Source organism: Nostoc sp. UHCC 0870, from assembly GCF_022063185.1.
Lineage (GTDB): Bacteria > Cyanobacteriota > Cyanobacteriia > Cyanobacteriales > Nostocaceae > Trichormus.
Window position 1 is genome coordinate 3,249,143 of sequence record NZ_CP091913.1, and the last position, 24,805, is coordinate 3,273,947.

Sequence of the window (24,805 nt, forward strand, 5' to 3'; positions counted from 1 at the left end):
CCTCTTCAAAGAAATAAATCAAAATTTCCAAGTTAACCCAACAGCTAAATTTGTCCCAGGTTGAGCATATCGACCGCGTTGTGCTTCAAAAGCAGCAGCATTTCTATTGATAGTGCGGACATCAGCATACTGATAATATTCAGTATTAAATATGTTATAAACACCAGCAGTTAATGTGACATTACGACTGATATTGTAGTAACCAACAAAATCAACTAAGGTGTAAGCATCAGGTTCATAAAAATCGATTTTTCTCGTTGGTTGACCAGCATTTTGGACACTTGTTTGGTCATCTACTAATGCTTGTTCTCTTGATTTAGCTACAAAAGTGCCAATTAATTCTGCACCCCATGTATCACGAGGGGATTGATATCCTAAACCAATCACTACTTGTAATGGGTTAATGGTTGTTAAGGGAATATCTTTTGTTAAATCATTACCAATTTGCCATCCTAATACACCCTTTAAACTAAAACCACCAGGTTCTTTACTAAAGCGATAAGCAGTTTTAATTTCTAACCCATAAATTGCAGCGTCTGGTATATTCTGCGCTTGAAAAATCTGGAAAGGAATGGCTCTTCCCGCAGTTCTAAATGTTCCAAAATCATTCGGGTCAAAGCCAACAAAGGCTGAGGCTTGAATGAAATTACTATAGCGATTGTAGAAGCCAGTAATATCAAAATCGAACTGTTGAGACCGAGTACGTAATCCCAATTCAAAATTATTGCTAGTTTCCGCTTGTAAATTGGCGTTAGAAATACCTTTATGGGGTCGAAAAGGAATATCTGCACGGAAAGCAAAATTAAGTTCACTATAAAGTGGGGGACGGAATCCGCGAGAATATCGACTAAATAATGTTAACCCAGGGGATGGTTCATAGACGATTCCCAAGCTAGGAGAAATTGCAGATGTTGAATAATCTACTGCGTCTAACCCTTGCTGTTTTTGTGTAAATTCAGGGTTATTTGCTGTGGTTAAATTATAAACATCAAAGCGCAAACCAGGAATTAATTTCACCTGACCATCACCAAAGGCTATTTCGTTTTGTAAGTAAGTACCAAAGCGGAAAGTATCACTATCAGGAAAATCTTTCTGAGGAAAGCCAGGTGCAGTTACTCTTGTCCCAGTAGTGGTAATAAAGTTAAAGTAATTACGCTCGTTGTAAGTGTTAGAAATATCAAAACCATAAGTCAGGCGATTTTTGGTATTTCCTAAATTGAAATCACTGCGAAGTCGTAAATCTACTCCAAAAACTCTGTCGGCTAAATCCTTGTCTGCGGCTTCTCTTCTAATAGTTCCAGCACTGCGGACACTTCTATTACTATCTTCCTGTGTAATGGCATTTTGATAATAAATATGAGCGCGAGCAAATTGCAACCATGATGTACTATCAGGATTATCATATTGATACCCAAGACTAAATCTCTCACGAGTTGTTGTCACTTCTTCTTGTAAGTCTTGAGTTGCAGCTTCAAAAGCCATTCCTGGTAAATTCGCGGTGGAAAAGTTACTATCATTAACGTTGTTGAAATATTCTCCAGTTAACTCTAGAAAACTTTGCTGATTAAAGTTATAAGTTAATTTTCCCAGAAAGTTATTGCGAGTTCTATCTTGGTCATCTTGATAAATACTGTTTCCTCCAGCAACTTCTAACGAACCGCTATCTCGTCTGGTATAGATAAATAAAGTATCGATATTATCCAAACGGTTGGCTTGGGTAAATGTCCCAACAAATCCACTATCTTTGCTACTATATTGAGTGCGAAAACTGGTGTATGAATTTTTGCCAATACTATCTAACAAATTTCCAGTTCTAGCGGTTGCAAAATTAACTGTTCCACCTAAAGCGTCGCTTCCTAAAACTGCTGAATTATTTCCCCGGAATATTTCTAAAGCATTTAAAGTTTCAATATCTACAAAGTCTCTACCAAGACGAGTTGTACCATAGTTATATTCGTAAGGTAGACGAATACCGTCTACTTGCAAATTAACTCGGTTTCCACTCAACCCTCGCAAATTGATTCCTTGTAAACCACCGCGACTGTCATAGGGTACAGAAATCCCTGGTTCATAACGTAATAAGTCTCTAACATCTCGCGCTTGTTGTTTTTCTATTTGTTCCCTATTGATAATAGTCACGTTAGCAGGTGCTGTTTCATTTGGGTCACGAGTTCCCACAACGCTTAGTTCTATAGTGTCTTCTGGGTTCTTATTCTCTGTTGCTACTGTTTTGGGTATAGGAAGTATATTCAGCACTAATCCTTGCTGACTTTCTAGTTCTTCCACATTTGGTAATGTTCCATCTCCTGCAATTTTAATTTCTACTTCTGTAGGAGAGTTTTGAGTAATGCTAAGAGAATTGATTCCCTGAATTGGCTTATCTTTGATGAAGTTTTTACCATCATTCAGGTTCAGTTTTATATTCGTTAATTTAATAACTACGTCGGTATCATTTTCAATAATTTCGCCTTCAGGAATCTCTCCATTGGTAGTTTCTATAATTACTGTAATTCCTTGATCAATTTCCTGAACTCTGACGGCGGTTATTTCAATCAAATCGGTATTTTGTACCAGATTAACTTGAGGATTATTTACTGGTATATCTATCCCTGAAGCGGCTAGAGGAATTGTGATTATAAAAGATGTGGTCAATAAATAATAACTTAAAATTGGTGTTAGCTTGTTCATTGATTTTCCTCATAAAACAAATCGAGACGTGCAAAAATTACACCATTAATATGAATTAATGGCAAAGTAAAATTTGGCATAGGAAATTACCAATAATATTTACCTCCTCTATATTGGTGATTTTTGGTAAATATTATTGTTGCTAAATTCGGTTTTATAATCCCAATTAATTAGATAGCTTTTATGGCAGTATTTAATACTTAGCTAAGGCAGATTTTAGATTCATCATTGCTCAATTTTTATACTTAATTATTACCAGTATTCAGTATATCATGGCTACGATAATCATTATCATAAATTTTCTATAGGTATTATTTATATTTACTTACGTATATAAATATTGTGGACAACCTCCCTGTCAAAATGATGGATGAATTGGTGCTATAGGACAAATTTGCAATCCTACAGGTGTATTTAAAACTGCCACTTCTACTCCTAACACTTCGGCTAAATTCTCTGGTGTTAGGACAAGTTTGGGTTCTCCTAATGAAAAAATATTACCTTGATAAAGTAAGGCAATCCGAGAACTATATCTAGCAGCTAAATTGATTTCATGTAAAACAGTTAAAATCGTGATTCCTTGATTTTGATTTAGTTGTTTTAAAAGTTCTAATAATTCTAATTGATAGCGTATATCTAAATAAGTCGTGGGTTCATCTAATAATAAAATTTGCGGATTTTGTGCTAAAGCCAGGGCTAAAAAAGCCCTTTGTCTTTCACCACCAGAAAGTTGTTCTACCAGACGTTCTTGATAAGTTTCCATCTGGGTTAAATGCAAAGATTCTGTAACTTTTTCTCTGTCTTCTGCATTTAAATCCCATTGCCACCAAGGTTGATGGGGGGTGCGTCCTAAAGATACCAATTGCCGGACTGTTAACCCTGGGGGAATGGCTTGTTGCTGAGGTAATAAGGCTAATTTTTGGGCGACAACTGCGGCGGGTTGAGTATGAATGGCTTTACCATCTAATAAGACAATTCCTGTTTGGGGAACTAACAGGCGACTCATGAGTTTAAGTAGTGTAGATTTGCCAGAACCATTAGCACCTACTAAACTCAACCACTCTCCTTTTTCAATTGCTAAGGATATGTTTTTAACTACAGTTTTAGCTGTATATCCACCAGTTAAGTTTTGCGTTTCTAAGGGCATATTAACAATTCAAAATTCAAAATTCAAAATTCAAAATTTGGAATTAGAAGATTTAAATTCCGGTTTTACGACGATAAAGTAACCAAATAAATAGGGGTGAACCTAATAAAGCGGTTACTGAACCTACGGGAAGTTCTACAGCACCTAACCGGGATAGTAAGTCTGCAATCGTCATGACTACTGCGCCTCCTAATGCACTGAGTGGTAATACGGCGCGATAGTCTGTCCCTACGAGTAGGCGGATACCATGCGGTACTATTAAGCCAACAAACCCAATTAAGCCGCCAATGCTGACAGCACCTGCGGCTAATAGTGTAGCAACTCCGCCAATTAAAATGCGCGATCGCGTTAGGGAAACCCCCAAACTAACTGCTAATTCATCCCCTAGATTTAATAAGTTCACCGATCGCGCTAACAAACATCCCAATACTAATGCCACACTAATATAAGAGCCGGCCGTGGTTACTTCTGTCCATCCCCTTCCATTCAAACTCCCAATCAGCCAATTTAGCGCAGCCTGTATGCGTCCATCCTCTGTTAAAAGTAGTAGCACAGACTGGATTGCACCAAACATTGCACTTACTGCTACACCACCTAAAATCAACCTTTCAACAGAAACACCATCCCCAGTCTTGGCTAAAAAATAGACAATCACTGTTGTAAATACACCCCCAACCCAAGCCGCCAAGGGAATCCAAGCTACGAATACGCCTAAACTGAACATAGCGATCGCAACTAAACCAGCACCCGCAGAAATACCTAGTAAAAACGGGTCGGCTAGTCCGTTACGTAACATTCCCTGGAGTAGTGAACCTGCCATTCCTAAAGCTGCACCAACCAAAATAGCAGCCACAGTTCTCGGTAAGCGCAAATCCCAAAGAATAGTTTGATAAAGTTCGTCTCCTTTTCGCCAAAGAGCTTGCCATAATTGTTCAGGTGTCATGGCGACAGCACCAAAAGATAAGGATAATCCTACCGCCAATACTAGAACAACAACTAAAAATAAGGTAGCCAAGATTACCCGCGCTTCATTTTTAGAAGCAGCGTTAACACTCCTGAACATTGCTTGCTGTCGCTGCTTGAGTTTCATGTATTTCTCTTGATTACTACAGGGTGATTAATCTAGTACCGCAAGGCGGAATTCAAAATTCAAAATGACGCTCGCGGACTCGCTAACGCTACGCTAACAAAATTCAAAATGAATACAGTGTAAGCGTTTCATTGATTTGGAATGGTCTGTTTATTTCCGCCGTTCTGTACTAGTAGGGTGGAATCCCAAGCAGGTAAGAATGAGGATAAGTCTAATTGATTATTAATGTCAATAGACAGGCTGTCGTAGAACTTTTTAATTCAGATGACACTAATGAAGCGGGTTCATTTTGCATGGTGGCGATCGCCTCTGTCCTGATTGTTGGTGCTATCCTCATTTTACTAGCTGGGGTTAGTAAGCTGTTACACACCAGAAAAGAGGTAAGTAGCACTACGCAAAATTCCCAAGAAATAATACTGATTTTGTAATTTTTTGATGAACTATTATTTACTAAAACTTTATAGAATATCGGTAATTAGTTTGTGTTTTTCAAAGTTTTGATATTCTCCTCACTGATTGCGGATGAGTTTATATACTTAAGTACAGATTGATAGTAATTCTTGATACATGAGATTCTCAATTAATTGCTGAATGAAACATTTTTGTTGGAGAATTGTTAACAGGAATTTAAAAATCAACACAGCAAACCTATACGAAACTTGATACCTTGATACAAGGAGACAATTACTGAAAATCGCCAATCGCAAATTCATGGAATCTTTATCAATTAGCTCTTTACTTGAAGATTTAAAAAAGCCTGATGCTTTAGTCCGGGAGCAAGCAACAAAGAAACTCTGGCGTATTTGGTTTCAGCAAAAGGGAGTTTACGGGCTGGAAAAAATCGACCAAAGTCAAAAATTGCTTGATGCTGGGGAAACTACTGAAGCTGAAAAAATTCTTAACGAACTTATCAAAGAACAACCTGACTTTGCCGAAGCTTGGAATCGTCGTGCTTTTCTCTACTACAGCACAGGCGATTATCGCAAATCCCTAGGCGACTGTCAGATGGTGATTCAGATTAACCCTGTACATTTCGGTGCGCTACATGGTATGGGTTTATGTTACGCAGCTTTAGGAAAATACAGTAAAGCTATCAAGGCTTTTAGACGCGCCTTAGAAATTCAGCCCTACTCTTTGGTGAATCAAAAATTAATTTTAGAATGTACACTCAGACTGAGCTAAAACAGCATAAATAAAACCAATTCGCAATTCGCAATTCGCAATTCGCAATTAAACTAAGCCACCCACAAGGGGTGGGGTTTTTACCTACCTTGCGATACAAGGACTGTTTCGCCCACCAGGGGCGTTAGCGGAGCGGGACGTACCCCTCCGGGGAAGCAAGCTACGCGTCAGCGTCTCGGAGAGAAGTACGGTTTTGAACCTTCACTTTTTGATAAATGTTGTTTCTCCTAACTTCATGGATTGAGCCTAAGCCAAACAAGGGGTATTTATCAAGCGATCGCTACAGGTATTTACAAAGACTTATATTAAGTTAAGTGGCACGACACCACCATAAACCATGACTAAAACCCAGAGGGACGCTCAAGAAAGCGCAAAGTAACGGGGAGTTCAAATTCTCAGCGTTACTTTGCGTAAACCTCAGCGTACCTCTGCGTTAAAAAAAGGATATAAGCTAATGACGATCGCCAACTTGGATACCCTCATTAACTCCCTCACAGACATAGAAACTATTACAGATCCCCACCAAATAGCAAAATTATCCCAAGACTACCACACCTTTAGCCCAGTCCTAGTCCCCAAACTAGAAGGCAAAGTCGGGGACATCGTAGTGCGTCCCGCCAACGAACAGGAAGTGATAAAAGTTGCCGCCACCTGTGCCAAATACCGTATACCTATCACCGTCAGAGGTGCGGGAACAGGCAATTATGGGCAATGCGTACCCATGCACGGTGGCGTAATTTTAGACATGACCAAAATGCAAAATGTGTGTTGGGTAAAACCGGGGGTAGCGCGGGTAGAAGCTGGGGTAAAATTAGCCGCCTTAGACAAAAAAGCACGAGAAATTGGCTGGGAAATGCGGATGTCCCCTTCTACTTACCGCACAGCCACCATTGGCGGATTTATCGCTGGGGGGAGTGGGGGTATAGGCTCAATCCAATATGGATTATTAGGCGATCGCGGTAATCTATTAGCATTAAAAGTTGTCACCGTAGAAGATGAACCCCGTGTCATTGAGTTGCGCGGCGACGATGTACAGAAGGTAAACCATGCTTGGGGTATTAACGGCATTATTACAGAAGTCGAAATTCCCTTGGGGCCAGCCTATCCTTGGGCCGAGGTAATTGTCACCTTTGCCGATTTCATGACAGCCGCCAAGTTTGGGCAAAGCCTAGCTAACGCCGATGGGATGATAAAAAAGTTAATTAGTGTCTTTGCGTCACCAATTCCCCAATACTTCCACCCCTTACAACAATATATCCCTGAAGGTACTCACGCAGCATTTTTGCTAGTAGCTGAACCCAGCCTAGAATTATTACCGGGGTTAGTACAGCAATACGGTGGAAAAATCACCTACCAAAAACCAGCCCACGAAGCAGGTAAAGGTGTTAATTTAGCAGAATTTACCTGGAATCACACCACCTTACACGCCCGGAATGTAGATACCAACATTACATACCTGCAAAGTATGATTCCCTCAGCCAAAGGTCTGGAATTAGTAGAGCATTTATATCATCACTTTGGCGATGAAGTCATGATGCACTTGGAATTTATTCGGGTGAGTGGTGCAGTAGTTCCCGCCGCTTTACAACTGGTACGCTACACCACAGAAGCACGCCTCAATGAGATTATCAGCTATCACGAAGCGCAGGGCGTGCTTATTGCTAATCCCCACACCTATATTATTGAAGATGGGGGCAGGAAAGTTATTGATCCTGAACAATTAAAATTTAAGGAAATGGTTGACCCCTATGGATTAATGAACCCTGGCAAAAGCAAAGTGTTACAATTTAAAATTCAAAATTAGGAATCACAAAAATACACATAGCGTATCCTCATCACATGAGGTAAATCATAGCCCCCTCCTTGCGGCACAGAGAAGTCTGAGCGGCAGTTTCCGCCTAACAGAACTTCGGAGGAGGGGGTTTCTTGTACCTCACTACAGCGAGAACCGCTATATAGAAATCTAAGTATATGTAGGGTTGACATCCTCACCGACCTGAAAGTGCGGTGATTCCAAAGATTACTCTTTGGGTTTCCTCTTTCCACGAGTTGATTTGCTTAAAGGAGTTTCCCCACTTAAGTATTGATCAGTCTCTCCAGAGGCTGGGCAATTATGAGGTGATGAATTCGGTTATACAAAGTTAAAATTTATACTGAGTGGTATAGTACAGCCAGAAAATTACAGTTTTGATGACAGTGAAACGCAGTAAGGGCGTTCGGCGGGAGCAATTACTTTGCAGCAGTAGCCAATATAATGTACTCTGTATATCTGATGGTGTTGTCATGCTGATATAGTGTAATTATTCACGCCCCTGCAAAATTCTGGAAACCCTTAATTGATCTTTGAGAGGTAGAAGGAGCGTAAAAGGTTAAGTCATACTTCAATGCAGCACTTAGATAATTTTTTAAAATACAGCATTCTACAATTACACGGAATCTGGGCTAATAGAAGTAATTATTGAAAATAAATTTTATGACTACACAAAATTTTTTTAGCCAAATATCTAAACAGCAAGTGATTGTTACAGCTACATTTACCAGCGAGCCTATTGAGGATTCCCTATCGTATTGGTTGAGAGCAATAGGAGTCCCTTATTCAATAGAGTTTGCTCCTTACAATCAGGTATTTCAAGAACTGCTCAATCCAACCAGCCTTTTGGCTAACAATCAAAATGGAGTCAATGTAGTTCTGGTTAGGTTTGAAGATTGGGAAGGAACTAAGAATCGTCTTAAATTGACAGTTGACGATGATCTAAAAGCACACATTATTGGCGATCGCCTCCGCCACACTTTACCCAATCACTTAGAAATAGCTCACCTTAACCAGTACGAAACCGAGTATCTATACCAAGAAATTTTTGTCGATCGCGTCTATCTCAGACATGGAATTGTCTTCAATGAAGACGACTGTATCATCGATGTCGGCGCAAATATTGGTTTATTCACCTTATTTGCCCAGCAAAAATCCCCAAAAGGCACTATTTACTCATTTGAGCCTGCACCCCACGCCTTTGATAAGTTAGCAACTAACGCCAAACTCTACTGTCAAAATACCCATCTTTTTAATTGTGGCTTAGGTGGTGAACGTACAGAAGAAACCTTCACTTTTTACCCTCGTTCATCAGTTTTCTCAAGTTTTGCAGCTGACACAGAGCAAGATGAAAAAGCTATCCGCTCAGTCATTATTAATATGCTGCAACGTGATAATTCTCTGGATGAAGAGTCATTAGAGCGTCTGGCTGATGAATTTCTCAAAGATAGATTAGAGCGAGAAACTTATCAGGCTCAACTGCGGACTCTTTCCGAAATTATCGAAGAATATAAGATTGAAAAGATTGATTTACTCAAACTAGATGCAGAAAAAAGCGAATTAGCCATTCTCCAAGGAATTAAAGACAATCACTGGCCTCTGATTAAGCAAATAGTCATGGAGGTGCATGACCAAGAAGGGAGTACCTTGAAGCGAGTCTTGAGCTTGCTGGAAGACAAAGGCTTTAAATTTGTTGTTGATGAAGAGTCTCTACTACACGGTTCGGGACTCTTTAATATTTATGCGACTCGCTACAACCAAAACCACAACCCAGAATCGCCACGACTTGGAAAAAACATAGCCCACTTAGAACAAACCGTCAAGGATTTTGGCAGTGCTTTAAAAACAGCAGCAACGCGATCGCTAAATCCCTACTTGATCTGTATCTGTCCTCCCTCTCCAACTACTGATACAGCAAATAGCCTTTTGTATGAGAGAATACAAGAATCGTTAGCAGATGATCTCGATAACGTCAGTGGTATGTATCTCATAAAAAGTCAAGAATTGACCAATACTTACCCAGTAAAAGAGTACTACGACCCCTACGGTGACGAACTAGGACACATTCCCTACACGCCAACCTTTTTCTGCGCCTTGGGGACAATGCTAGGACGGAAAATCTTTGCATTAAAAAGCTCTCCTTACAAAGTGATTGTTCTTGACTGCGACCATACTTTATGGAGTGGTGTTTGTGGAGAAGATGGAGTTGGTGGAGTAAAAATTGATGCACCATTTCGATATCTCCAAGAATTTATCGTCGCGCAGCAAGCAGCCGGAAAGTTGATTTGCTTGTGTAGTAAGAATCAAGAAGAGGATGTATTTGCAGTCTTTGACCAAAATCAAGATATGGTGCTTAAACGCCATCATCTCGTCAATTGGCGCATTAACTGGCAATCAAAATCGGAGAATCTCAAGTCTTTAGCTAGGGAACTGCAACTGAGTTTAGATAGCTTCATCTTTATTGACGACAATCCAGTTGAGTGTGGTGAAGTTAGAGCCAACTGTCCAGAAGTTCTGACTCTCCAACTTCCCCAAGAAAGCGATCGCATCCCCCAATTTTTAGAGCATATTTGGGCTTTCGACCAACTCCAAACCACCCAAGAAGACCAACAAAGAACCAACCTCTATCAAGAAAATATCCAACGCCAACGTTTACAACAAGATTCACTTTCCTTTGCTGATTTCCTAGACCAACTAAACCTAGAAATCGAGATTTCCCCCATGCAAAACGAGCAACTTGCACGGGTTGCTCAACTTACCCAACGCACCAATCAGTTTAACCTCACAACTATCCGGCGATCTGAGTCTGAAATTCAACAACTTTGTCATTCAGGAAAATTAGAATGTCGAGTAGTCCAAGTTAAAGACCGCTTCGGAGATTATGGCTTAGTCGGTCTGCTCTTATTTGCAACGGAGGAAAATGCACTATTTGTAGACACATTTTTACTGAGTTGTCGGGTACTTGGTCGGGGTGTAGAGCATCAAATGCTGGCTTATTTGGGAACTCTCGCCCAAGAAAGAGAATTAGAACAAGTCCAGCTTTTCTATACACCCACAAACAAGAACCAACCAGCCAGAGATTTTCTCACTAGTGTGGGTAGAGAATTTCAGCAGGAGCAAAATGATAGTTGGTTATTCAATTTTCCATCTCAAACCGCATCCCAAATTAGTTTCAGACTAATATCCAATAACGATCGCCTAGTTAACAATCCCGAAGCGGAATCTCCTCAACCTCCCCGCGACAAGTCTCCTTTTCTGGGTGAGTCTTCCCCCGACTTCCTTGAACACATAGCGCGAAATCTCTACACCCCCGAACTCATCCTCAAAGAGATTACATCCCAACAACAACGCCAACGACCCCAGTTAGAGATAGAATTTATCGCCCCTCGCACTTCCATAGAAAAAGCGATCGCTAATTTATTCGCAGAAATCCTCAAACTAGATCAAGTGGGTGTTAACGATAACTTCTTTGAACTAGGTGGCGATTCGATTCGGGGAGCGATACTAATTAACAAACTGCAAGCGCAGTTAAACGAAATCATTCACTTTGTCGTTCTTTTTGATACTAAAACAGTCGCTAATTTAGCGACTTACATAGAAACAAACTACCCACAGACCGCAGCAAAACTACTGGGTAAACAAACTGCAATTATTGACCTACCAGAAGAACGCATCGATGAAGCGAAAGTTTTGCAAATGCGATCGCTAATTCCCCCTCTTGCTCCCCCAGTAGATGACGACCCAACCCAAAACCCCCCAGCTATCTTTATCCTGTCGCCTCATCGTAGCGGTTCTACCTTACTCCGCGTCATCCTGGGAGGAAATCCCCAATTATTTGCCCCTCCAGAATTGGAACTACTAACGTTTAATACCATTGGAGAACGCAAAGCCGCATTTTCTGGACGTTACAGCTTTTGGGCGGAAGGGGCGATTCGCACCATCATGCAAATTAAAGGGTGCAGTGCAGAAGAAGCGATCGCACTAATGGCAGAATTAGAAGCGCAAAACCTCACCACCAAGCAATTCTATGGACTCATACAAGAATGGCTGGGCGATAAAATCTTGGTAGACAAGACCCCCTCCTACTCCATAGACTTAGAAACCCTCAAACGGGCAGAAACCAACTTCCAAAACCCCCTCTACATCCATCTTGTACGTCATCCCTATGCTACGATGCGCTCCTATGAAGAAGCCAGAGTAGAGCAAACATTTCCCTACGAACATCCCTTCAATAGACGAGAACTCGCCGAACTAGTTTGGCTGATTAGCCATCAAAATATTCTCGAATTTTTGCAACAAGTTCCTCAAGAACGCCAGTATCAAGTCAAATTTGAAGACATAGTTAGCCAGCCCCAGACTACGGTAGAAAGCCTATGTCAATTTTTAGGGCTAGAATTTCATCCCGATATGCTGCAACCATACAAAGAGAAAAAGCAGCGCATGACTGATGGCATCTATGCCCAGTCTAGAATGGTAGGGGATGTAAAATTTCACCAGTATCAGACCATTAATGCCAGCACCGCAGATACATGGAAGCAGTATTACAGCAGTGACTTCTTGAGTGATGTGGCTTGGGAAGTAGCAGAGTCTTTGGGATATCAAAGCAATAACGGTGCGATTTTGCCTGTTAGTCGAGGAAATCAAACAGAACCTCAGACTTTCCCTGTTTCCTTCGCCCAGCAGAGGCTATGGGTTTTAGCTCAATTAGAGCCGGACAACCCTTTCTACAATATGTTTAAAGCTGTTCGTCTCCAGGGGCGTTTGGATATAGAAATTTTAGAACGTAGCCTTAACGAGATTATCCGCCGTCACGAAGTTCTACGCACCACCTTTAGTTCCGCAGAGGGAACACCAGTACAAGTAATTGCTCCCCACGCAACTATGAAACTCGTGGTGGTAGACTTGCAAGGATTGTCAGGACAAGCACAGTCAGAACAACTGCAACTCATCGCCACCCATGATCAATTGCAACCCTTTGACCTGACCCAAGGATTGTTGCTGCGAGTTACCCTAGTACAACTAGAGTCAGAGTCTTATGCTTTGTTATTGACCATGCACCACATCATCGGTGATGGCTGGTCAATGGGAGTATTCATCAAAGAATTGTCGAGTTTGTATCAAGGCTTATTGGTTGGTGATGCTTCTCTCCTCCCAGAATTACCAATTCAATACGCAGATTTTACGCTTTGGCAACGCCAATGGTTGCAAGGACAAGCATTACAAACCCAAGTCAATTACTGGAAGCAACAATTAGCAGCCGCGCCACCGCTTTTAGAACTCCCAACAGACAGGCCTCGTCCCTCCGTGCAGACTTTCCGGGGTTGGTGTTTTTCCTTCCAGCTAGATGCACATCTGACAGCATCGCTGAAAGAACTCAGCCAAAGGTCAGGAACTACCCTATTTATGACCTTGATGGCAGCTTATGCCACCCTACTGTTCCGTTACAGTGGTCAAGAAGATATTCTATTGGGAACACCCATCGCTAGCCGTAATCGTCAAGATATAGAAGGGTTAATTGGCTTTTTTGTCAATACCTTAGTGATGCGAACTCGCCTAGAAGGAAATCCCAGTTTCTCAGAACTACTAACTCAGGTACGGTCTACCTGCATGGATGCCTACGCCAACCAAGACGTACCCTTTGAGCAGATTGTCGAAGCTTTGCAAATAGAGCGTAGTCTGAGCCACAGTCCACTATTTCAGGTCATGTTTGCCTTGCAAAATGCACTCATGGAGGAAATAGAAACACCTGATTTAACTATCGCTCCCCTCAATCTAGATAATGTCAATGCCAAGTTTGACCTCACCCTACAAATGTGGGAACAAGGTAATTGCTTACAAGGCTTTTGGCAATACAACACCGATTTGTTTGATGAAGATAGAATCGCTCGCATGACTGGTCATTTCCAAGAGTTATTAGCGGGAATTGTCGCCAATCCACAAGAATCGGTAGGTACATTGCCATTATTAACTGAGCGGGAACATCATCAGTTGCTAGTCGAATGGAATGATACTCGTATAAGCTATCCTGATACAAAGTGCATCCATAAAGTATTTGAGGAACAGGTAGAACAAACACCAGATGCGATCGCTCTGGTGTATGAGAATGAGTCTCTCAACTACCGGGAATTGAACGATCGCGCCAATCAACTAGCGCACTATCTGCAAACCTTGGGAGTCAAACAAGAAGTATTAGTAGGTATTTGTGTCGAGCGATCGCTAGAAATGATTATCGGCATACTAGCCATCCTCAAAGCTGGCGGTGCATACGTTCCCTTTGACCCCGCCTATCCCCAAGAACGCTTGGCTTATATGTTCCAAGATACAGGGGTATCGGTGCTGCTCATTCAACAGCAGTTGATGGGATTACTACCCCCCAACTCAGCTAAAGTCATTTGTCTAGACACAGACCGGCAAATTTTCACCCAATATAGCCACGAGAACCTGAAAACAGATGTGACACCAGACAACCTCACTCACATCATGTATACCTCTGGTTCTACAGGAACACCCAAAGGTGTCTGCATTATCCATAGAAATGTTGTGCGCTTGGCTAAGGGAACAAACTATGCCTCATTAACACCACAGGAAGTCTTTCTGCAACTTGGCCCCCTGTCCTTCGATGCCTCCACACTGGAAATATGGCCTTGTCTGCTCAATGGTGCTAAACTCGTGCTGATGCCCAGCCAGAAGCCGTCCTTAGAAGAGTTGGGTGAAATCATCCAACGCTATCAAGTGAGTATTTTATGGCTCACAGCCAGCTTGTTTCATCTGATGGTGGATGAAAGATTGCCAGATTTACAACCTGTGCGGCAATTGATGAGTGGAGGTGATGTATTATCTGTAACTCACGTCCAGAAGGTCGTGCGCGAACTCCCCAATTGTCAATTCCTCAACGGTTACGGCCCTACAGAAAACACCGTATTTACTACCTGCTGCCCTGTAACGCCTGAAACTAAAATCGAGAAATCAATTCCCATTGGTCGTGTTATCGGCAATACACAAGTCTATATATTAGACCCCCATCTCCAACCTGTACCCGTCGGGGTTTGGGGTGAAATGTGTGTTGGTGGTGCTGGGTTATCTAGAGGCTACTGGAATCGTCCCGAACTGAATCAGCAGAAATTTATTCCCAACCCTTTTGGACATCCAGATGCCGATCGCCTGTATAAAACAGGAGATTTGGTTCGTTACTTACCCGACGGTAATATAGAATTTTTTAGTCGCATTGACAACCAAGTTAAAATCCGTGGTTTCCGCATTGAACTTGCTGAAATTGAGGCGTTTTTAACTCAAAACCCCCAAATACGGGATGCCGTTGTCATTGCCAGAGAAGATAAGCCTGGTATCAAAAGTTTGGCAGCCTATGTAATACCGGAAGGAAAACAACCCACAAGTAGCGAGTTGCGATCATTCCTCAAGGAAAAGCTTCCTGAGTATATGATACCTGCTTCCTTCACAGTTCTAGAGGCCTTGCCAATTACCCCCAATGGCAAAGTAGACCGCCGTGCCTTACCAGTACCAGAATTTGAGTTTAATGACACAACAAACTTTGTCTCTCCTCGTACCAATACGGAAAAAATCTTGCTAAAAATTTGGCAAGATGTTTTACTATTAAACAAAGTTTGTATTCATGACAACTTTTTTGAATTGGGTGGCGATTCCATAATTGGCATCCAAATAGTTGCCAGAGCTAATCAAGCTGGATTAAAATTAACGCCAAAACAGTTATTTCAGCATCAAACCATCGCTGAGTTAGCTGCTGTAGCGGTGACAACTACCGCCAAAGAGGCAGAACAAGGCTTAATTCAAGGCATTGTTCCCTTAACACCGATTCAGCATTGGTTCTTTGAGCGCAATTTACCCGAACCCCATCACTTTAACCAATCTGTCCTGCTAGAAGTTCCGCCAAATATCCAACCGGAATTACTAGAGCAGGCATTACAAAAGCTGCTGTACCATCACGATGCTTTAAGGCTACGGTTTGTGCAGCAAGCAACGCAATGGCAACAGTACAACAGTGATGTGTGTGATGGAGTATCTTTAGTCATCGCTGATTTGTCCAACCTGGCGCAAACAGAACAATCCCAGGCTATTGAGTTAAAGGCAGATGAAATCCAGCGATCGCTAAATATAGCAGATGGGCCGCTACTGCGGGTCGTTCTGTTTAACTTAGGCAAATCTTCCCCAGGACGTTTACTCATCGTCATTCATCACTTGGCTGTAGATGGGATTTCCTGGCGGATTTTGCTAGAAGATTTAGCGGCGGTATACAAGCAATTAGATACAGGGAAAAACATCCAACTCCCTGCAAAAACCAATTCCTTTCAGGATTGGGCTATCCGATTGCAGAATTATGCAGACGACCAAGGACTGCACTCAGAACTAGAATACTGGCTGCACTCAAGGTCATTGGCAGTTGCTCCTTTACCTTTGGATTCTCTTGCTGTTGAGTCAGAAAACACCGTCGGCTCAAGTCGTATTGTTTCTGTATCCCTGAGTGTAGAACAGACTCGCGCCCTGTTACAGGATGTCCCTAGAGCCTATAACACCCAAATTAATGATGTCCTATTGACCGCATTAGTGCAGAGTTTTGCTGAATGGACAGGCTATAACTCTTTACTAATTGAATTAGAAGGTCATGGACGAGAAGATTTGTTTGAGAATGTAGACTTGTCTCGCACAGTAGGTTGGTTTACCAGTCTATTCCCGGTTTGCTTAGAACTTAGAGGTCTTCACCATCCTGGAGAGACTCTCAAGTCAGTCAAAGAGCAACTGCGACGCATTCCCAACCGAGGTATTGGCTATGGTATCCTGCGCTATCTAAGCATGGATACAACCATCAACAAGCAACTTGAGCAGCTTCCTCAAGCTCAGGTCAGCTTCAACTACTTGGGTCAATTCGACCAAACGCACCTAGCACCCCTTGGTTGGAAATATGCTCAAGAGTCTAGCGGTTCTATTCACAGTCCCAAAGGACAACGTCGCCATTTGTTGAATGTGAGTGGATTAGTTATTGAAGGGAGATTGCAACTGGAGTGGAAATATAGCTCGGCTTTTCATCACCAGGCTACTGTAGAAAACTTGGCTAGAAATTATCTGCAAGTTTTAGCAGCTATTATTGACCACTGCTTATCCCCAGAAGCAGGAGGCTATACTCCTTCAGATTTCCCTGAAGTTAGTTTCAGCCAAGAAGCGTTGGACGAACTGCTAGCAGAAATTGAATGAAGTAGTTCACAATTCATCTCTCTCCAGAAAAGACTTGTCCTCACTTTGTCCATAGTTTTTAGTTTTCCACACCAACCTTATTCATTGTTTATGACAATCTCAAAAGCTACACTCACAACCACGCGTAATCCAGGAATTTTGGTTAATAAATTTGCTTCCAAAATCTCTTGCATTTCCTACCAAAGTATGCGTCGGTCTAGCAGAGTATTGAGAGAGTTTATGCTTTATTATTTTCCAATTTATAATCTCTCAATGAATGACTTTTTTCGGTTTTATCCGATCTTAGGTTTTATTGAAGCTCTGGTTTATCAAACTGATGATGAAGTTGAAAAATTTCAAGATGAAGGCTATGGAACACTGCAATATTCTCCTTGGCAGTCCAAGCAAGAAATTATCTTGTCTGTTTTAGAAGAGTATAATATCAAGCATTGTAAAGTTGAATTTTATATGGAAAAGTTGGGAGAATATTTTGAATTAGAAACCAAGATATTAGCCACTTCTCATGTTAGCCATGAAATGGTTAAAAAAGCCTCTGAATTACGCTCCTCTGACTATCGAATATTACATTGTACCTTGCTCAAAATGTTAGGTCTAAATTACTCAGAAGATGAATTAAATGAAGAATTAAAACTGATGTGGCCTCTAGAAGTGGTCAATGACATTGAAGATGATTTGATGTTTTACGCAGATGATGTGTCTGCCAAGCATTATAATACCTATAGAATGTTTGTGAAAATTTACGGTGAAAAAGCTCCTTATTACTTAAAGAAGGAGTTAGATTTTTATGAAAGTTTATTTCATAAACAGTTAAGGAGATTTTCCCCCATGAAGAGAGAATCTTTTATGAAACCTTGGAATGCCTATCGTCTTGACCATCCAGTACCAGTGATTCCCGAACCAATTCTTGAAAATTAATATCAAGTATTGCTAATAACCAATTGCTAGTTATTGATTGAAAACCGCTATTGGTTATTAGCAACCGATTGATGAAGCGAACAAAAATACATAACAGGAGTATAATTTATGTATGCAAATAGCAATTCGCAAATTATCACAAATTACGGTGAATTGATAGTTGAGTTATTTGATGCCGTTGATTCTTCTCATTGGGAAGCTCTAGCAGACATTTTTCATAGTAATATCATCTATGAACGTCCGGGTTACAAGCCTTTTGTTGGCATTGATCGTCTGCTCACCTTTTATCAAATGGAAAGAGTAATTGCATCAGGTAAACATCACATTGAGCATATTACAATTGACGGTAGTTATGGAGCTTGTTGGGGTAGATTTATTGGTGTGAGTAAAGAGGATTGTCAAATAGATGAACTTTTTGCTGATGTCTATTCTTTTGAACAAGGCAAGATTAAAACTCGGAAAACACACTTTTTTAGGCCAGCAGTTTAGTAAAATAGTGGAGGTAAGATGTTGGAAAAACAGCGTGGTGTAACAATCTGGTTAACTGGTTTGAGTGGTGCGGGTAAAACCACCATCTGTCAGTTTTTGGAAACAGAACTGCGATCGCAGGGGTATAAAATTGAGGTACTAGATGGCGACGTAGTGCGCCAAAACTTAAGTAAGGGTTTAACTTTCAGTAAGGAGGATCGAGATGAAAATATTCGGCGGATTGGTTTTGTAGCTAACCTGCTAACTAGAAATAATGTTATCGTCTTGGTTTCGGTGATCTCGCCATATCGAGAAATTCGCAAAGAAGTCAAAGAAAAGATTGGAGATTTTATTGAAGTATACGTCAATGCACCATTAGAAGTGTGTGAACATCGAGATGTGAAAGGTTTGTATAAAAAAGCTAGAGCAGGTGAAATCAAACATTTCACTGGAATTGATGACTTATACGAAATACCTCTTGCACCTGATGTTGAATGCCAAACTAATCAAGAAACAGTTACCCAAAGTGCCAATAAAATTTTAAATAAGTTAGAAGATTTAGGTTACATCAATCCTCTACCATTGCCACAGTTGAATAACAATTACTCACGGATATAGGATACTCATTGTGTTTTTCAGAAATTACATCGGCTTGTTATCAGGTGAAAAGTGGGAAAAATGAAATGGTTTTAATCAAAGAAAAGGAACTATGTAAACTTTTTGTCGAAGGTGGACGACAGCAATATTCCCTGGCTGCGGTGGGGACAAATTTGGCGAATCATGATGAAGTAGCATGGCATAATTTTGTCACTACCCTATTATCAGCAAAGGGCGACCCGGCTGTTGAATCAGTCTATAAATATCTAGTAAATGCAGTTGTTGAATATAATCAACGCCATCAGACAGAAATTAATATCGAAATTGTTTATAAATACTTTGCTGCTAAAATTATTCGTTCCATCTTTGTTGAACCATCGGAACTAGAGAAAAACTGGTATTTTATTTGTCACACCACCGAAATTCCCCAGACTGGAGATTTTGTGACTGTGCAGATTTTTCAAGAACCTTTGGTAGCTGTACGTCAATCAGACGGAACGATTCGCGTTTTCCTGAATGTCTGCACTCATCGCCAATCACCAGTTTTTGAAGGTCACGGTTGTTTAGGCGTAGATAAATCGGCTCTTTGTCCGTATCATGGATGGGCATTTGGCATAGATGGCCATTGCAAGAATGCACCAGGGGCAAATAGAGGAGAGTTTGGGGCTGATTTTGACCTTAAAGATTATAGTTTACAGGGGTTTGAAGTCAAAATTGATGAAAATCAACGGGTTTTCGCCCACCTTTCCCAAAATAAACCCCTCAAACCAGAATCGCCACCTCAAAGCCATCAAAACATCGGGGTAGAAATTACCAATCTGCTCAATTGTGTGAGTCCAGGCTATGCAGATGGGGAAACAGCCACACTTCCAGAACAAATGCGCCTGTGGTTGAGAATTGGTTACTTAGAAGCAGAAGTACAACAGCTAATTGCAGATATTACCCAAGGACGAACTAGCGATAGTCGCCAGTTAATCTTAGAGTCATTGATTGGCGAACTCAAACACGCTATCCTCACCGTCGATAGTGATGGGTTAAATCCAGAATTGAATGAAGTCCTGCAACGAGTCTACAGCAGTGACGAACAAAGACAGTCAATTGGCAAATCCATAGAGTATGCCAAAATTGATCCTGATGGTGTAGAATCCTCGGCATCAGATGAAAGAAGACAAGCATTACCAATCTGGATTTATGGTGATGCAGCATTGTTTGCTCTGGAAGTTGAGCATTTAATTAAACCAACCTGGCAATTTGTTTGCCATATCAACGAAATTCCCCAACCGGGTAACTTCACCTGGTTGGATATTGTCGGTGAACGAGCCTACGTCATTCGCACTGAAAGCGGTGAAGTGTTCGCTGGTAAACTTCTCGATGTCACCCAACGGGGTAGCTATCCGAAATTTGGTTTACCCAATTACGGTTTAGAACCCATAGACATTGACATTTTTTATGGATTTATTTTCATTCGCTTTACCTGGGAAGGCTCAAGATTAGCCGAGAGTTGGTATCAACCTGGCTTATTAGAACCCTACCAACTCGAACAGATGCAGCCGATTGGGGGAGTCGGTCACTATGACATTAATGTGGAGGTGGATTATAAACTGCTGTGGGAAAACTTCTTAGAAGATTACCACTTTCCCATGATGCACAAAGGTTTAACCCGTCGGTTTGGAGTGTCGAGTGATTGTGAAGGCATCAACGGCATGATTATTCCCATGCGCGATCCGGCTTCACCCAGCTTAACCCCAATCGAGCGACAATATTATGATTGTGCCAAAGCGATCGCCAGACATTCTTGGGAACATGAGCAGGAATTACAAGATTTTGCGGCTGAAAACCATACCCTACCCGAAACCCTATGTTTCTCAGCCTTCTGCTCCATGTCGGCGCAAGAAGAAATCCCCATGCCTTTTTCCTTGAGCGTATTTCCCGAACACGTCCAAACTTTTGCCCTAGTTCCCGCCGGGCCAAGGGAAGCTCGCTTTCATGTGCGTAGTTACGGCCATGTCCTCGACCCCAATGACCCCAACACAAAAGCCATTGAAGATGCACGGCTCGCAAATATCCAACTACTTATAGAATCGTTACACGAGGACATTCGCGTTAACTATATTTGTCAAGACAGTGTTTCTTCAAGGCTATTTGAGAAAACAGGAGTATTCAGTATTGCCGAGTTTGATGTTGCTAAATTTCAGGAGGCTATCCGCATTAAATTACCAATCACCAGTCATCAAAGAAAACCATTATGACTACCACCGTGCCATCAGTCAATGCTGTAACTGAAATTGAGACTCGCAAAGCCGACCACATACGTGTCTGCTTAGAGGAAGATGTCCAGTTTCATCAAGTAACTAGCGGGTTGGAGTGCTATCGCTTCACTCATAATTGTCTTCCCGAAATCAACCGCAGTGATATTAACCTGCAAACAACCTTCCTGGGTAAAAATCTCGGTGCGCCACTCCTCATGTCTTCCATGACAGGGGGAACGGAATTAGCACACCTAGTCAATACTCGTTTAGCAACAGTTGCTCAACGTTATCGATTAGCAATGGGAGTTGGTTCGCAACGAATTGCGATCGAACAACCTCATTTAGCCTCTACCTTTGCTGTGCGCTCCTTTGCTCCTGACATTCTCTTGTTAGCCAACTTGGGGGCGGTGCAACTAAATTATGGATGTGGGCTGGATGAGTGTTTGCATCTGGTAAATTCCCTAGAAGCAGATGCACTAATTCTGCACCTTAACCCCCTGCAAGAGTGTGTACAATCGCGAGGAGATACTAATTTTCGCGGATTAATCAGTAAAATTGCCCAGCTTTGTGAAAAACTACCCGTACCTGTAGTTGTCAAAGAAGTGGGTAATGGCATTTCGGCTGTAATGGCACAAAAGTTAATTGATGCTGGAGTTACAGCCATTGACGTAGCTGGTGCAGGGGGAACTTCCTGGGCAAAAGTCGAAAGCCAACGCGCTCAAGACAACAAACAGCGTCGTTTGGGACAAACTTTTGCAGATTGGGGTTTACCCACCGCAGAGTGTTTAAATTCCATCCGGGCGATCGCACCGACAATTCCCTTAATTGCTTCTGGTGGGCTAACCAACGGATTGGATGCAGCCAAAGCGATCGCATTAGGCGCAGATTTAGCCGGGTTAGCTCGACCTTTTTTAGCAGCCGCCATCCAATCGGAAGCCGCCGTTGATGAGTTAGTAGAAGTTCTGATTGCTGAATTGGAAACAGCTTTATTTTGTACTGGTAATGCCACATTTGCAGAACTCAGAACTTCTGAGGCACTGCAACGTATATAAACGATAGATAGAAAATTAATATTTGGTGCAGAAGAGGTTTAAAGATTAATAAATTTAACTTACTTTTTTCTAATAGCTGATTTTGGTTAAAACTATGCTCAAGTTTTCAATTGAATTTCGACCTCCTATTCCTCCTGAAAAAAATTTAATTATAGGTACATTAGGGCCTAGCGGTACTAGTAGTGACTATGCTTCAAGTTATATAGTCAAACAATTAGAGTCAGAACAATTAACTGGAGAAATTCAGTTATTTGATAGCTTTTCAGGAGTCAAAGAAGCTTTATTACAAGACAAAGTGGATATAGCAGTAGTTCCTCATGCTTACCACTCGATTAATGAGTTTTATATGGAGCCAAATCTTGATTTAGGCTTCATTTTCATCTATCCAACTCCAGTTTATGGATTAGCTAAGAGGAAAAATACAGAGGTGGTTTTTAAAGGAGCTAGACTTGTTACCCATCCTGCACCCTTACCTTTGTTGTCAAAACTTTTACCAGAGTCTCAAGACCAATCAGAAATTCAGGTTGATTTTTCTCCTTCTACTAGTGATGCAGCAATTCAAGTACAACAGGGTTTAGCTACTCTAGCTATTACTAATAAAAATGCTGTTGACGCTTATGATTTAGAGTTTATTTCCACTTACGGAAAAATCCCTATGAGCTGGTCAATTTTTTATAAAAAATTAGCATAAACTAATGTCTAAATTTTTTCCAAATCCCAAAACCACACAACTTAATTCAGATGTAGAGCTAATAGCATTTGATTGTCAAGACACCCTTGTGCAATTAGTCTATCTTGCTCCCGGAGCTAATTTTGCCCTACATCAACATCTAGAAAGTCAGATGGGGATGATAATTTCTGGACGTTTAGAAATGAACGTCAACGGCATTAAAGAAATTATCGAGCCACTGCAACAAGCTTACATTGCCAATGCTTATGTTCCTCATGGTTCTGTAAATATTTTTCCAGAAACAGCACTAGTATTCGATGTAAAACGTACTATAACTTCTTTGTCATCACCAAAAACTGACGAAGTGTTTCTCAAGGTATCGCCTAAAAACGATGAAATTACAGGACTACCATGCCAATTTCTTGTAGCTTCTTGGTTTGAAATTATCATCATGAAAATTCCACCAAGAGGTATCATCCCCCGACATCAATCTAATAGCGAACAAATGGGAATCATCCTCAACGGTCAGTTGACTATGACTGTGGGAGACGAACAACAGCAATTAGAATATGGTAGTATCTATTATGCTCCGGCTAATGTTTTTTGTGGGGGATATAATTCCTCTGATGAAACAGTATCTTTAGTGGAAATTTTGATTCTGCCTTGCTCTGATTTGTCTGCTCAAGAAGCTGCTTTAAGTAAAAGAACTGTGGGATCTTTAACTGCAACCTAGAGGACTATTGAGCATGGATTTAGGACTAATAGGGAAAGTAGCCTTAGTGACAGGTGCTAGTGCTGGTATTGGTTATGCCATATCTGAAAAACTAGCAGCAGAAGGCTGTAATTTAATAATTTGTGGGAGAAATGCCGACAGATTAGAACAAGCATATCAAAAATTGCTTGACTCTCCAGCCAAAATCATTACCTGCTGTGCTGATGTTCAGAAAGTAACTGAATCGGAAAAATTAGTGCAGTTAGCCCTCAATGAATTTGGTAAAATTGATATATTGGTAAATAATTCCGATGGGGCTAAATTTTCTAGCAGTGCAGTAGAAAACCTATCTGATGAAGATTGGACAACTGTATTTGAAGGCAAATTAATGGGCTATATCCGCATGACCAATCTGGTTTTACCTCCTATGAAAAATCAGCAATGGGGCAGAATAGTCAATATTATTGGTACATCTGGAAAAGAACCTTCCCCTCGTTTAATTAAATCAGGAGTAGCGAATGCAGCATTAATCAACTTTACTAAGTCAGTGGCTACCCAAGTTGCCCAATGGAATGTATTAGTTAACTCTGTCAACCCTGGGATTATTGATACTCCCAGACATAGAGAATATCTAGAAGTATTTGCCCAAAAAGAAGACCGCAATATTGAGGCGATTATAGAAGGAATAGATCAAACTATTCCTATAGGTCGTCGCGGACTTTCTAGTGAGGTAGCCAATTTAGTGGCTTTTCTCAGTTCAGAATGCGCCAGTTATATAACAGGTGTAAATATTCCAGTCGATGGCGGATTATCTAAAGCAGCTTTTTAATAACGCAAATTAGGTATAAATAATTTAGCCGTAAAAAATCTAAATACTTTCCCTATTTAAACTGCATTCTATTCTAGTACAGCACGGCGTAAATAAACATACCATTCAAAATCTCTGAAAACCTTATGCTGTATTCATTTTGAATTTTGAATTTTGAATTTTGAATTCCGC

At 41.1% G+C, this 24,805-nt stretch carries 15 protein-coding genes; 12 read left to right on the forward strand and 3 right to left on the reverse strand.

From position 1 onward, the window contains the following. Positions 1–18 precede the first annotated feature (18 nt). The 3 genes from L6494_RS13735 to L6494_RS13745 form a co-directional block, all read right to left on the reverse strand. Entirely contained in the window at positions 19–2,688 is a 2,670-nt protein-coding gene (locus tag L6494_RS13735) for a TonB-dependent hemoglobin/transferrin/lactoferrin family receptor (protein ID WP_237988282.1), read from the reverse strand. 358 nt (positions 2,689–3,046) lie between these two features. Then, positions 3,047–3,835 carry an ABC transporter ATP-binding protein gene (locus L6494_RS13740; protein ID WP_237988283.1) on the reverse strand — a complete coding sequence of 263 codons (789 nt, stop codon included), beginning with the start codon at positions 3,833–3,835 and terminating at the stop codon, positions 3,047–3,049. Positions 3,836–3,887: 52 nt separating this feature from the next. Then, a complete protein-coding gene (locus L6494_RS13745) occupies positions 3,888–4,925 on the reverse strand; it encodes a FecCD family ABC transporter permease (protein WP_237988284.1) in 1,038 nt (345 codons plus the stop codon). A gap of 215 nt (positions 4,926–5,140) precedes the next feature. Here L6494_RS13745 and L6494_RS13750 point away from each other — a divergent pair, with 215 nt between their 5' ends. From L6494_RS13750 to L6494_RS13805, 12 genes are all read left to right on the forward strand, one after another. Next, complete coding sequence (locus L6494_RS13750; protein WP_237988285.1) at positions 5,141–5,353, forward strand: hypothetical protein; 213 nt, start codon at positions 5,141–5,143, stop codon at positions 5,351–5,353. A 283-nt stretch (positions 5,354–5,636) separates the two neighbouring features. Further along, positions 5,637–6,107, forward strand: coding sequence for a tetratricopeptide repeat protein (locus L6494_RS13755; protein WP_237988286.1), 471 nt, complete (start codon positions 5,637–5,639; stop codon positions 6,105–6,107). A 454-nt stretch (positions 6,108–6,561) separates the two neighbouring features. After that, positions 6,562–7,911, forward strand: a complete 1,350-nt coding sequence (locus L6494_RS13760; RefSeq protein WP_237988287.1) for an FAD-binding oxidoreductase — start codon at positions 6,562–6,564, stop codon at positions 7,909–7,911. A 669-nt stretch (positions 7,912–8,580) separates the two neighbouring features. Next, positions 8,581–17,142: a non-ribosomal peptide synthetase gene (locus tag L6494_RS13765; RefSeq protein ID WP_237988288.1), complete on the forward strand. Its 8,562-nt coding sequence runs from the start codon at positions 8,581–8,583 to the stop codon at positions 17,140–17,142. Positions 17,143–17,361: 219 nt separating this feature from the next. Further along, positions 17,362–18,057 (forward strand): hypothetical protein, encoded by a 696-nt coding sequence (locus L6494_RS13770; protein ID WP_237988289.1) that lies wholly within the window; start codon positions 17,362–17,364, stop codon positions 18,055–18,057. A gap of 108 nt (positions 18,058–18,165) precedes the next feature. Continuing rightward, positions 18,166–18,546, forward strand: a complete 381-nt coding sequence (locus tag L6494_RS13775) for a nuclear transport factor 2 family protein (protein ID WP_237988290.1) — start codon at positions 18,166–18,168, stop codon at positions 18,544–18,546. A gap of 18 nt (positions 18,547–18,564) precedes the next feature. Further along, entirely contained in the window at positions 18,565–19,143 is a 579-nt protein-coding gene (gene cysC / locus L6494_RS13780) for an adenylyl-sulfate kinase (protein WP_237988291.1), read from the forward strand. A gap of 65 nt (positions 19,144–19,208) precedes the next feature. Further along, positions 19,209–21,371 carry a Rieske 2Fe-2S domain-containing protein gene (locus L6494_RS13785; RefSeq protein ID WP_330911009.1) on the forward strand — a complete coding sequence of 721 codons (2,163 nt, stop codon included), beginning with the start codon at positions 19,209–19,211 and terminating at the stop codon, positions 21,369–21,371. Next, positions 21,368–22,423: a type 2 isopentenyl-diphosphate Delta-isomerase gene (gene fni, locus L6494_RS13790; protein ID WP_237988292.1), complete on the forward strand. Its 1,056-nt coding sequence runs from the start codon at positions 21,368–21,370 to the stop codon at positions 22,421–22,423. The genes L6494_RS13785 and fni overlap by 4 nt, the downstream gene beginning before the upstream one ends. 94 nt (positions 22,424–22,517) lie before the next feature. Beyond that, positions 22,518–23,114, forward strand: coding sequence for a LysR family transcriptional regulator (locus L6494_RS13795; protein ID WP_237988293.1), 597 nt, complete (start codon positions 22,518–22,520; stop codon positions 23,112–23,114). Between the two features lie 4 nt (positions 23,115–23,118). After that, a complete protein-coding gene (locus tag L6494_RS13800; RefSeq protein ID WP_237988294.1) occupies positions 23,119–23,826 on the forward strand; it encodes a cupin domain-containing protein in 708 nt (235 codons plus the stop codon). A gap of 13 nt (positions 23,827–23,839) precedes the next feature. Beyond that, a complete protein-coding gene (locus L6494_RS13805; RefSeq protein ID WP_237988295.1) occupies positions 23,840–24,634 on the forward strand; it encodes an SDR family oxidoreductase in 795 nt (264 codons plus the stop codon). The last annotated feature ends 171 nt before the right edge of the window (positions 24,635–24,805 follow it).